Raw genomic sequence first — 11,096 nt, 5'->3', positions numbered from 1 at the left:
TACATAACAGGAGGCTTTGCGGTTGATTTTCCACCCGGCCGATCTGGTCCTAGGCGGACGGCAGCCCGCTCGTCCTCGATCTTTCCAGTCAAAAAATTTCCTCGCAGAATGTTCCTTTTCTTTAATGGGAGAACGGCAGCGTAACACTGCACACTGCACAACACAAAGCCGCCCTTGCCATTGGCAAGGGCGGCTTTGCATATCCCGAAACCGGAAAGTAAACTTATTTCAGTTCGACTTTCGCGCCGGCATCTTCGATCTTTTTCTTCAGTTCTTCGGCTTCGTCTTTGCCGACTTTTTCTTTAATGGCTTTCGGCGCGCTCTCAACGAGTTCTTTCGCGTCTTTCAGGCCAAGACCGGTGATCTCGCGGACCACTTTGATGACGCCGATCTTGCTGCCGCCAATGTCGGTGAGCACGACATCAAATTCGGTTTTCTCTTCAGCAGCCGGAGCAGCGCCAGCAGCCGGAGCGGCCGCCACGGCCACCGGAGCGGCAGCGGACACGCCGAATTCTTCTTCCAGAGCTTTCACGAGTTCAGAGAGCTCCAGCACAGTCAGGGCTTTGACGTCCTCGATCAATTTTGTAACTTTTTCAGATGCCATTTTAGTAACCTCCACATTCACAGCACGGCATAGCCGTGTTTTTATTCACACAGAAACGATACGGAAAATCAGGCGCTTTGTTTCTCGGCAATGGCGTTGAGTGCCACGACCAGGCCGCGCAGGTTGGCGTTGAGCACCATAACGAAACCGGAGATCGGCGCGTTCAAGCCGCCAAGGGCTTTGGCGACCAGCACTTCTTTCGGCGGCAGCTTGGCCAGCGCTTCGACTTCCACGCCGGTGGCGGCTTTGCCTTCGATGAAGCCAGCCTTGATTTTGAAGTTGGGGTGGGTTTCGGCAAATTTTGCGAGAATCTTCGCCGGTGCGACCAGGTCTTCCGTCGACGTGGCGAGCGCCGTAGCGCCTTTGAGCACATCGTCCAGACCGGTCAGACCCGCCGCTTCGGCAGCGCGGCCGATGATGGAGTTCTTCTTGACGGAATAATCGACGTTGGCCGCGCGCAGTTCGGCGCGCAGTTTGGTGTCGTCTTCCACCGAGATGCCCGTGTAGTCTACGAGCACGCCGCTGATCGACGCTTTGAGCTGCTCGGCGAGGCCGGTGACCAACTGTTGCTTCTGGGCAAGGATCTTTTCACTTGGCAATGAGATTCACCTCCTGTAGTGGCGCAGGTGGCAATGGAAAACCCCCGGCACAGCATGCCGGGGGCAAAAAGTCCGATGCAAAACGCGCGGATGCGCGAATGCATACAAAACCGTTACCCTCGGCAGGCCGATGATTTGAGCCTTGCGGCGCCTGCTGTCTTTGAGAAACGCATTGTATGGTGAACGTTTGAAAACGTTCAGATGGCCGAACAAGTCGGAACCTGTTCAGTATAGCACACTGCTGGAGGCTTGTCAACCGGCAGTCTGCACGCCAACAAATTTGGATGGGTTGATGTGCACGCCCGGGCCCATGGTGCTGGCGATCGAGCAGGAGCGGATATACTGGCCTTTGGCCGCGGCCGGTTTCGCTTTGACGACGGCGGTAAGCAGCGTGTCGAAGTTCTCGCCGAGTTTTTCCGCCCCGAACGACGCTTTGCCGATGACGCAGTGGATGATGTTGGTTTTGTCCAGGCGGTACTCAATTTTACCGGCTTTGGCGTCCGTGACGGCACGGGCGACATCCGGGGTGACGGTACCGGCCTTGGGGTTCGGCATGAGGCCGCGCGGGCCGAGGATCTTACCGAGACGGCCCACGACGCCCATCATGTCCGGCGTGGCGATAACCACGTCGAACTCCATCCAGTTTTCCTTCTGGATTTTTTCCATATATTCTTCGGCGCCGACATAATCGGCACCTGCGGCTTCGGCGGCTTTGGCGTTGTCGCCTTTGGCGAAGACCAGCGTGCGCACCACGCGGCCGGTGCCGTGCGGCAGCACGACGGCGCCGCGCACCTGCTGATCCGCGTGGCGGGAATCCACGCCCAGGCGGATGTGGACTTCCACGGTCTCGTCGAATTTCGCCTTGGCCGTCTGGCAGCAGAGCGCCAGAGCTTCCGCAGCGTCATACAGTTTCGTCGAGTCTACCAGTTTGACGCTCTCGACATATTTTTTTCCGTGTTTCATTGGTTTGCTACCTCCCTCATAAGTGGTTTATAGCGGAAACTTCCTCCCACCGGGGGAGCATCAGTCCGCGACTTCCACGCCCATGCTGCGCGCCGTGCCCGCAATCATGCTGATGGCGGCGTCCAGACTGGCGGCGTTTAGGTCGGGCATTTTCTGCTCAGCGATCTTCTGGAGCTGTTCTTTGGTGATCTTGCCGACTTTCTGTTTGTTGGGCACGCCCGACGCGGTCTCAAGCCCAAGGGCCTTTTTGATCAGGACGGCCGCCGGCGGCGTTTTGGTGACGAACGAGAACGAACGGTCGGCATACACGGTGATGACCACCGGAATGACCAAACCCGCGTCGCCTTTGGTGCGCTCATTGAATTCCTTCGTGAACGCCATGATGTTGACGCCGTGCTGGCCCAGTGCCGGACCCACGGGCGGCGCCGGAGTGGCTTTGCCCGCGGGGATCTGCAATTTGATGAAACCCACTACTTTTTGTGCCATTGTTGCACCTCCTGGATGTGGTAATTGGCGGAAGCGCCGGGTTGCGCTTCCTCCCACAGCCGCGCAAAACGCGCGTATAACAAAGCGGGAATCTCCCGCGTGTTATCCAAAACTGCTGGATCGCTGTGATGTGTGTTACTGAATGACTTCGACCTGCCCGAGCTCCAGTTCCACCGGCGTTTCGCGGCCAAACATGGAGACCGTGACCGTTACCTGGTTTTTATCGGTATCCAGCGTGTCCACCGTGCCGATGAAGCCATCGAGCGGGCCGTCCACGATGCGGACGCTGTCGCCTACCGCGTAGTTGACCTCAACGGTGCGTTTGTCCATGCCGAGGGCTTCCACTTCTTTTTCCGTAAGCGGCTCGGGGTGGGAGCCGGAGCCGACGAACCCGGTCACGCCGCGCGTGTTGCGCACGATATGCCAGGTGTCGTCGTTGAGCTCCATTTTCACCAGCACATAGCCGGGAAAAGTTTTACGCTCCACTTCGCGCTTGACATTGTCCTTGATCTCCGTCACCATTTCGGTGGGGATCTTGATCTCCTGGATCACATCCTGCAAACTGCGGTTTTCCACAATGGTTTGCAGATTGGAGGCTACTTTGTTTTCGTAGCCCGAATAGGTATGCACCACATACCATTTCGCATTCTCAGACATGGAAAAACCTTCGCCTCCCGGGCTTTCGATTATTTGACCAGTGCGTTGAAACCCGTGATGCACAGCGCGTCGAGCGCCATGACGACCGCCCCGATCACCGCAATGGTCACCAGTACCACGATGGTGTTGCTGGTCACCTGACGCCTGGTCGGCCAGATGATCTTTTTGAATTCCGCGCGCGTTTCACTCAAAAAACGTTTGAAACCGCCGAAGCGGCCGCCTTGGTTTTTGGCGCCGGCCTGCGCGGCCCGGCCGGTTTTGGGCCGGAGCGGGATCGGTTCCTTGCTCTGCTTGGAATTCGGCATGACAAGCCCTCCCAGCGTCTTACTTGGTTTCCCGATGAACGGTGTGCTTGTGGCAGAACCGGCAGTATTTGCTCATTTCAAGCCGATCCGGGTCGTTCTTCTTGTTTTTCATCGTGTCGTAGTTGCGTTGCTTGCACTCCGTGCAGGCCAGTGTGACTTTTACTCTCATAACGGCACCTCCCGATAGTGACGGTTTTTTGGCCTCCCTCTGAAGGAGTCAAAAAAAGCATAAAAAAAGACCCTTTTGAGGTGTACTCATTTTACCATATGCGCGCGGCGCGGTCAAGGGCTATCCCGCTGTTTTTTTAAAAAGATTGGGCGCCGCGCAAAATGCGCCCCAAAATCCCTTGACTTTTCCGCTTGGTTTGGGTATACTGGGGTAGTTGTAAAGGATGTAGCTTTACATGCGGAGGCAAAGCCGTATGAAAGAGAAAAATCTGGAGATCTCATTCCTGCTGGATTTTTATGGAGAGATCCTCACCGAGAAACAGCGGGAGGTCATCGAACTCTATTACAACGACGATCTTTCGCTTGCGGAAATCGCCGAGCACGCGGGTATCACCCGTCAGGGTGTGCGGGACGCGATCAAGCGCGGCGAGAGCACGCTGCTTTTTATGGAAGAGAAGCTCGGCCTCGCCGCAAAGTTCGACGCCATGCAGGGCACGCTGTCCAGCATTGACCGCGACGCGGCCGAGATCGCCTCGCGCAGTGAGCGTTACTGTGTGTCGCACGAGATCGGCGACCTGGCGCGCAGGATTCAAAAAACGGTGGATGATCTGCGCGACGCATAAATGCCCCGGCGGGGCAGGGAGGAGCGGAGAGGCATGGCATTCGAAGGGCTTTCCGAAAAACTGTCGGCGGCATTCAAGCGTTTGCGGTCCAAGGGCAAGCTGACCGAGGCGGATGTGCGGCAGGCCATGCGCGAGGTGCGCCTGGCGCTGCTTGAAGCCGACGTCAACTACAAAATTGCCAAGCAGTTCGTCAATGATGTGACCGAGCGCGCCATAGGCAGCGCCGTGCTCGAAAGCCTGACGCCCGCCCAGCAGGTCATCAAGATCGTCAACGAGGAACTCACCGCGCTGATGGGCGGCGAGCAGAGCCGCATCCGCTATGCGTCCAAGCCGCCCACGGTGATTTTGCTCTGCGGCCTGCAGGGCTCCGGTAAAACGACTCACGCCGCCAAGCTGGCGCTTTCCATGAAAAAACAGGGCAAGCGCCCGCTGCTCGCAGCCTGCGACGTTTACCGCCCGGCGGCCATCAAGCAGTTGCAGGTGGTGGGTGAAAAAGCGGGCGTGCCGGTCTTCGAGCAGGGGCAGGGCGACCCGGTGAAGATCGCCAAAGCCGCTCTGCACCACGCCAAAGACCATGGCAGCGACGTGCTCATTCTCGACACCGCCGGCCGTTTGCATGTGGACGAGGCGCTGATGGATGAGCTTAAGCGCATCAAAGCCGCCGTGGAGCCGGACGAGATCCTGTTGGTGGTGGACGCCATGACCGGCCAGGACGCGGTGAACGTGGCGTCCTCGTTCAACGAGGTGCTGGGAATTGACGGTGTCATCCTCACCAAACTCGACGGCGACACCCGCGGCGGTGCGGCACTCTCGGTGCGGGCGGTCACGGGCAAGCCCATCAAGTTTGCGGGCACCGGCGAAAAGCTGGATGATCTGGAGCCGTTTCATCCCGAACGCATGGCTTCGCGCATCCTCGGCATGGGCGACATGCTCACCCTGATCGAGAAGGCTGAGCAGGAAGTGGATCAGAAAAAAGCCGCCGAGATGGCAAAAAAGCTCAAGCACAATGCCATCGACTTCAACGACTTCCTCGAATCCATCCGGCAGATGAAAAAAATGGGTTCGCTCTCCTCCGTGATGAACATGCTGCCCGGCGTGCGCGGCAAGGTGAGCGAGGAACAGATGGACAAGGGCGAGATCGAGATGAAGCGCACCGAGGCCATCATCACCTCAATGACCGCGTATGAGCGGGAGCGGCCGGAGAGCATTAACCCGTCGCGCAAGCGGCGCATCGCTTCCGGCAGCGGCACCAAAGTGGAAGACGTTAACCGGCTGCTGCGTAACTTCGAGCAGACCCGCAAGATGATGAAACAAATGGGCGGCAAAGGCAAACGCCGCGGGCGGATGCCGATGCTCCCGTTCTGAACCCGATTGCATTGCCGTTTTGCACGGCATTTGCTATATATTTATGAAACATTCCGACAGGGAGGTGAATCAACATGGCAGTGAAGATCAGACTGCGCCGCGTGGGCAAGAAAAAGGCCCCGTTCTACCGCATCGTGGTGGCGGATTCCCGTTTCCCGGCAGACGGCCGCTTCATCGAGGAGATTGGTTATTACAACCCGCTCGTCAATCCGGCTGAAATCAAGGTGGATGCGGAAAAAGCCAAAAAATGGATCGAAAACGGCGCTCAGCCGACCGATACCGTGAAATTCGTGCTGAAACAGGGCGGCGTCCTGTAAACAAGTACCGGTTGCAAGCCGGCGGAAAGGGAAAGGTATCATGCAGGATTTGCTGGTCTTTATCGCGCAGGGCCTGGTGGAACAGCCCGATGCCGTCACCGTGACGGTCGATGATCCCAAAGAAGACGGCACCGTCGTCTATCATCTCCATGTCGCTGCGGATGATATGGGGCGGGTCATCGGCAAACAGGGGCGCATCGCAAAAGCGATCCGCACCGTGATGCGCGCTGTGGGCAACCACCGGGAACAGAAAGCCGTGGTGGAGATCGACTGATCCGGTATGGGCGCGCGCCGCGCGCCGCGATGCTTTTCTGCCGGCCATGGCGGATGCTTGCAAAAGGGGACATTCCGCCCATACGGCGGGGTGTCCTTTTTGTTTAACCGGATAGGTTCTTTAAGCTGGATGCGCTTTTCGACAGCCGATGGGGTGATGAAACTGAAACGGTATTCTCCGTGTCTCTCCACATACATTATTTTGAATGCATGTCTGTCTGTTCTGCCGGTCTGCGGAATTTACGCATTTTTTAGGAACCGGCAGGATGCTGTTTCACTGATTCTGCTGTTGGTCCCGTTTGTCGTTACCTTTGCCATATCAAAGGTGAACATTTTGGTGGATGCGAAGGAAATCACCTATCGGACAATACTAAAAACCAAGACGGTCCCTCGCTCGAAAATACGCCGTGCAGACTATGCGTATGAGCGCAAAGGCAGAGGGTATACACCGGTTTTCTATATCTACGCAATGGGCGACGAGCCTGCTTTAAGGATTCCTGTCAGGTTGTTTTCATTGAAAGATGCCACGGAGCTGGCACAGGTACTGGGCATCAAAAAATTCCGGAATGGAAAATCGGCAACGTAAGATCAGCTGTGCAAGGAGAGAAAAATGGCGCGGAAGCGTTTTTTGGAAACAGGAAAGATCGTGGCCACGCAGGGACTGCGCGGTGAGGTGCGGGTGCAGCCGTGGTGTGACAGCCCGGATTTTCTGCTGCAATTTGGCGGGTTTTTCTTAGACGGCGAGGGGAAAAACTACCGAAAGGTGACGGATGCCCGCGTGCACAAGCATATGGCCGTGCTCAAGTTCGAGGGCGCGGAAACGGTGGAGGACGCGATGGCCCTGCTGCGCCGGGTGCTGTATATCGACCGCAAAACGGTGGACCTGCCGGAGGGCAGCCATTTTGAGCAGGACCTCATTGGCATGGACGTGGTGGACGCGGGCGACGGGCACGCCTACGGCAAGCTCACCGAGGTGCTCCGCACGGGCGCGAATGATGTTTACACCGTGACTGATGCGGCGGGCAAAGAGGTGCTCATTCCCGCCATTCCTGACGTGGTGCGCGAGGTGGACACGGATGCGGGCGTCATGCACATCACGCCGCTGAAAGGGCTGTTCGACGATGCGGATTGACCTGCTTACACTATTCCCGGCCATGTGCGAGGCGGTGCTGAGCGAAAGCATCATCGGCCGTGCGCGCAAAGCCGGGTTCGTCACCATCGCCTGCCACGACATTCGCGCTTTTTCCCAAAACAAGCACCGCCATGTGGATGATTACCCGTATGGCGGCGGAGCGGGCATGGTGATGCAGCCCGATCCCATCTTCGATTGTTTCGCCGATCTCTGCGGGCGGCTGCACACGCGGCCGCGCCTGGTCTACCTTACGCCGCAAGGTCGGCGGTTCGATCAGGACACCGCCCTGCGGTTTTCCAAACTGGACAACCTCTGTTTGCTCTGCGGGCATTACGAGGGGGTGGACGAGCGCGTGCTGGAGGAGATCGTGGACGAGGAAATCTCACTCGGCGATTTCGTGCTCACCGGCGGGGAGCTGCCCGCCCTCTGCGTGGCCGACGCGGTGGCGCGTCTGCTGCCCGGCGTGCTGGCCGGGGAGGAAAGCTGGCAGGAGGAGAGCATCGCGTCCGGCCTGCTGGAATATCCGCAGTATACGCGTCCGCCCGTCTACCACGGACGGACTGTGCCGGAGGTGCTGTTGGGCGGGCACCACGCGCAGATCGAGGATTTTCGCCGCAAAGCCGCACTTGCCCGCACACGGGCGCGGCGCCCGGATCTGCTGGAGACCGCCGCGCTGACGGAGGCGGACGGCGCTTTTTTGCAGGCGCTGCATGCCGCACAGGCAGAAAACGGCGCGGAATAGATGAACGGTTTCATCTGTTTTGCACAAATAAGTGCTGCTTAATGTGGAAATATTGCACGAAAAAGTGCCCAATAATTCGGCCCTTAAATGCGTCTGTCTTTGTGAAAGGGACGAAACTGCGCGCACAGAGGCTATTTTCCGGGCCGGATGTTGACTTCACCAAGTGGATTTAGTATGCTATTCTTGATGAACCTTTTTCACAAATCACGGCGGTTTTGCGTCTTTTTGGCAAAACTTATGTGATTTTGGTACCGTATCACGACCGGTTCTGCCGGATTTTTCAGCATTGGGAGCGATTGCCATGTTAGTCAAAGAAGTCGTTGTGCAAAACCAGGTTGGCCTGCACGCGCGTCCCGCCACGTTTTTCATTCAGAAAGCGAACGAGTTCAAGTCTTCCATCTGGGTGGAACGGGACGAGCGCAGGGTGAACGCGAAAAGCCTGCTCGGCGTGCTCTCCCTTGGTATTTTGGGTAACACCAAGATCCGCATCATCGCCGACGGGCCGGATGAACAGGAAGCGTTGGACAGCCTGGTGAAGCTGGTGCAGTCCGGGTTTGCTGTGTGAGCGGCGGAAAAATCGCAGACAGCACCGCGCTCGGCGCGGTGCTTTTTTTGACCCGTATGCCTCCCGTGAAAGGAATATCCCATGGACGAGCAAATGCTGGAACGGCTGAAAGCGGAATCAAACACGCTGCCGCTTTCGCCGGGCGTCTATATCATGAAAAACAAGAGCGGGAACATCATCTATATCGGCAAGGCAAAAGCGCTGAAAAACCGTGTCAGCCAGTATTTCTGGCGTTTTGCCAGCCATGAGGGCAAAGTGCGTAAAATGGTGGAGAACGTCGATCATTTCGATTATATCCTCACCGACAGCGAGTTCGAGGCGCTGGTGCTCGAATGCAGCCTCATCAAACAGCACAAGCCGAAATACAACATCCTGCTCAAAGACGACAAAGGCTACAGCTATATCCGTGTGTCGCTGCAAGAGGAGTGGCCGCGTGTCGAGAGCGCCAAACAGGTGGCGGACGACGGTGCGCTCTATCTGGGCCCGTATATCAGTTCGTTTGCCGTGAAGGAAACGGTGGACGAAGCGGTCAAGGCATTTCGTCTGCCGGTCTGTTCCAGACATTTCCCGCAGGATATCGGCAAGGGCAGGCCCTGCCTGAATTATTACATCCGCCAGTGCTGCGCCCCGTGTCGGGGCAAGATGCCCAACGCCGAATACCGCGAGCTGGTGGACAATGCCGTTACCTTCCTGAAAGGCGGCTACGGCCTGATTCTGAACCAACTGCAGGAGCAGATGACGGTCTTTTCCGACGCGCTGGAGTTTGAAAAAGCGGCGCGTATCCGCGACCGCATCGCCGCCATTCAGAAGATCCGCGAACGGCAGAAGGTGGTATCCTCTCGCGTGGAGGAGCAGGACGTGATCGCCATGGCGGGGGACGGTTGCAGCACCGCTGTGGAGGTCTTCATCATCCGCGGCGGGCGGCTCTGCGACCGCTCCAGTTTTTTATTCGAGTTCATGCAGGACGAACCGGCCGCGCGTGCGGAATTTTTGCGCAGCTACTATTCGCAGATCAAACAGGCGCCGCCGCGTGTAACGCTGGACGGCCCGACCGAGGATAAGGAGCTCATCGAGCAGTATCTCTCCGGGCTGGCGGGGCGCAAGGTGAGCATTACCGTGCCGCAGAAGGGCGAGCAGGCCGCGCTGACCGCCATGGTGCGCGCCAACGCGCAGGAAAAACTCAACCACCTCAGCCAGCGCCCGGCGCACGGGGAAAAGGTGCTGGACGAACTGGGCAAACTGCTTGGTCTGCCCGGCCGCCCGGCCTACATTGAGTCCTACGACATCTCAAACACAGCCGGTACCGGCGTGGTGGCCGGCATGGTGGTGTTTGCCGACGGAAAGCCGCTCAAGAGCGCTTATAAGCGGTTCGCCATCAAGACGGTGGAAGGGCAGGACGACTACGCCTGCATGCGCGAGGTACTTTCCCGCCGCCTTGCCCGTCTGAAAGAGGCCAAAGAAAAGGGACAGGAGGCCGGGGAGGGTTTCGGCCGCGTGCCCGATCTCATCCTGCTGGACGGCGGGCGCGGGCATGTGGCGGCCGTGCGGCCGGTGCTGGAAGCGTCCGGCTTCGACATCCCGCTGTTCGGCATGGTCAAGGACGACAAGCACCGTACCCGAGCCATTGCCCGCGACGGCGGGGAAATCGCCATCAATGCCAGCCGCGGCGTATTCACGCTGGTCTCGAATATCCAGGAGGAAGTGCACCGCTATGCCATTGCCTACCATCACAAAACACAGCAAAAACGCGGTTTTTCCTCTCGTCTGACCCTCGCGCCCGGCGTGGGGCCGGCGCGGGCGCGGGCGCTGATGAAGCATTTTGGCACCATGGAAAAACTGCGCGCTGCCAGTGAGGAAGAGCTGGCCGCCGTGCCCGGCATGAGCAGGGCAGTGGCGCGCACGCTCAAGGAGCTCATCGTGCAGGGAGATCTGATTTAGCAGGAAAGTCGCGCCCGGCTTCAGGCTGTGCGCCGGGTTCATCCGCAGACCGGCCTGAACAAAGACGCGGACTGTGTCCGCTTCAGGCTGTGCGCCGGGTTCATCCGCAGACCGGCCTGAACAAAGACGCGGACTGTGTCCGCTTCAGGCTGTGCGCCGGGTTCATCCGCAGACCGGCCTGAACAAAGACGCGGACTGTGTCCGCTTCAGGCTGTGCACCGGGTTCATCCGCAGACCGGCCTGAACAAAGACGCGGACTGTGTCCGCTTCAGGCTGTGCGCCGGGTTCATCCGCAGACCGGCCTGAACAAAGACGCGGACTGTGTCCGCTTCAGGCTGCGCGCCGGGTTCATCCGCAGA

Annotated in this window: 16 protein-coding genes and 1 other annotated feature; of the genes, 9 read left to right on the top strand and 7 right to left on the bottom strand. The window is 58.3% G+C overall.

The annotated features are described in order from the left end of the window. Positions 1-223: 223 nt before the first annotated feature. The 7 genes from rplL to rpmG all read right to left on the bottom strand — a co-directional run bounded on the left by rplL (position 224) and on the right by rpmG (position 3,783). On the bottom strand, positions 224-604 hold the full coding sequence (gene rplL, locus ETHHA_RS10425; RefSeq protein WP_013485943.1) for a 50S ribosomal protein L7/L12: 381 nt from the start codon (positions 602-604) through the stop codon (positions 224-226). A gap of 68 nt (positions 605-672) precedes the next feature. Further along, positions 673-1,203 (bottom strand): 50S ribosomal protein L10, encoded by a 531-nt coding sequence (gene rplJ, locus ETHHA_RS10420; protein ID WP_013485942.1) that lies wholly within the window; start codon positions 1,201-1,203, stop codon positions 673-675. A 26-nt stretch (positions 1,204-1,229) separates the two neighbouring features. Beyond that, positions 1,230-1,385 (bottom strand) — a sequence feature (ribosomal protein L10 leader region). Between the two features lie 70 nt (positions 1,386-1,455). Continuing rightward, positions 1,456-2,166, bottom strand: coding sequence for a 50S ribosomal protein L1 (gene rplA, locus ETHHA_RS10415; RefSeq protein WP_013485941.1), 711 nt, complete (start codon positions 2,164-2,166; stop codon positions 1,456-1,458). A gap of 60 nt (positions 2,167-2,226) precedes the next feature. Beyond that, positions 2,227-2,652: a 50S ribosomal protein L11 gene (rplK, locus tag ETHHA_RS10410; protein ID WP_013485940.1), complete on the bottom strand. Its 426-nt coding sequence runs from the start codon at positions 2,650-2,652 to the stop codon at positions 2,227-2,229. A 135-nt stretch (positions 2,653-2,787) separates the two neighbouring features. Then, on the bottom strand, positions 2,788-3,309 hold the full coding sequence (gene nusG, locus ETHHA_RS10405) for a transcription termination/antitermination protein NusG (protein ID WP_013485939.1): 522 nt from the start codon (positions 3,307-3,309) through the stop codon (positions 2,788-2,790). A gap of 29 nt (positions 3,310-3,338) precedes the next feature. Next, positions 3,339-3,614: a preprotein translocase subunit SecE gene (gene secE, locus ETHHA_RS14675; protein ID WP_013485938.1), complete on the bottom strand. Its 276-nt coding sequence runs from the start codon at positions 3,612-3,614 to the stop codon at positions 3,339-3,341. Between the two features lie 19 nt (positions 3,615-3,633). Beyond that, positions 3,634-3,783: a 50S ribosomal protein L33 gene (rpmG, locus tag ETHHA_RS10395; protein ID WP_013485937.1), complete on the bottom strand. Its 150-nt coding sequence runs from the start codon at positions 3,781-3,783 to the stop codon at positions 3,634-3,636. Between the two features lie 253 nt (positions 3,784-4,036). Between rpmG and ylxM the strand changes: the two genes are divergently transcribed. From ylxM to uvrC, 9 genes are all read left to right on the top strand, one after another. Next, positions 4,037-4,405 carry a YlxM family DNA-binding protein gene (gene ylxM, locus ETHHA_RS10390; RefSeq protein WP_013485936.1) on the top strand — a complete coding sequence of 123 codons (369 nt, stop codon included), beginning with the start codon at positions 4,037-4,039 and terminating at the stop codon, positions 4,403-4,405. 33 nt (positions 4,406-4,438) lie between these two features. Then, positions 4,439-5,770, top strand: a complete 1,332-nt coding sequence (gene ffh, locus ETHHA_RS10385) for a signal recognition particle protein (RefSeq protein WP_013485935.1) — start codon at positions 4,439-4,441, stop codon at positions 5,768-5,770. Between the two features lie 74 nt (positions 5,771-5,844). Further along, positions 5,845-6,087 (top strand): 30S ribosomal protein S16, encoded by a 243-nt coding sequence (gene rpsP / locus ETHHA_RS10380; RefSeq protein ID WP_013485934.1) that lies wholly within the window; start codon positions 5,845-5,847, stop codon positions 6,085-6,087. Between the two features lie 40 nt (positions 6,088-6,127). Beyond that, positions 6,128-6,361: a KH domain-containing protein gene (locus ETHHA_RS10375; RefSeq protein WP_013485933.1), complete on the top strand. Its 234-nt coding sequence runs from the start codon at positions 6,128-6,130 to the stop codon at positions 6,359-6,361. A gap of 6 nt (positions 6,362-6,367) precedes the next feature. Beyond that, a complete protein-coding gene (locus ETHHA_RS10370; RefSeq protein ID WP_013485932.1) occupies positions 6,368-6,946 on the top strand; it encodes a hypothetical protein in 579 nt (192 codons plus the stop codon). 24 nt (positions 6,947-6,970) lie between these two features. Continuing rightward, on the top strand, positions 6,971-7,492 hold the full coding sequence (gene rimM / locus ETHHA_RS10365) for a ribosome maturation factor RimM (RefSeq protein WP_013485931.1): 522 nt from the start codon (positions 6,971-6,973) through the stop codon (positions 7,490-7,492). After that, complete coding sequence (gene trmD, locus ETHHA_RS10360; RefSeq protein WP_013485930.1) at positions 7,482-8,234, top strand: tRNA (guanosine(37)-N1)-methyltransferase TrmD; 753 nt, start codon at positions 7,482-7,484, stop codon at positions 8,232-8,234. Before rimM ends, trmD begins: the two co-directional genes overlap by 11 nt. 301 nt (positions 8,235-8,535) lie before the next feature. After that, the gene (locus tag ETHHA_RS10355; RefSeq protein ID WP_013485929.1) at positions 8,536-8,799 is read left to right on the top strand and encodes an HPr family phosphocarrier protein; all 264 of its coding nucleotides are present in this window, start codon (positions 8,536-8,538) and stop codon (positions 8,797-8,799) included. 81 nt (positions 8,800-8,880) lie between these two features. Beyond that, complete coding sequence (uvrC, locus tag ETHHA_RS10350) at positions 8,881-10,737, top strand: excinuclease ABC subunit UvrC (RefSeq protein ID WP_013485928.1); 1,857 nt, start codon at positions 8,881-8,883, stop codon at positions 10,735-10,737. The last annotated feature ends 359 nt before the right edge of the window (positions 10,738-11,096 follow it).

The organism is Ethanoligenens harbinense YUAN-3, from assembly GCF_000178115.2.
Taxonomy (GTDB): Bacteria; Bacillota; Clostridia; order Oscillospirales; family Ethanoligenentaceae; genus Ethanoligenens; species Ethanoligenens harbinense.
The sequence above is the reverse complement of the archived record's forward strand: the minus strand, read 5'-3'. Positions and strand labels throughout refer to the sequence as shown.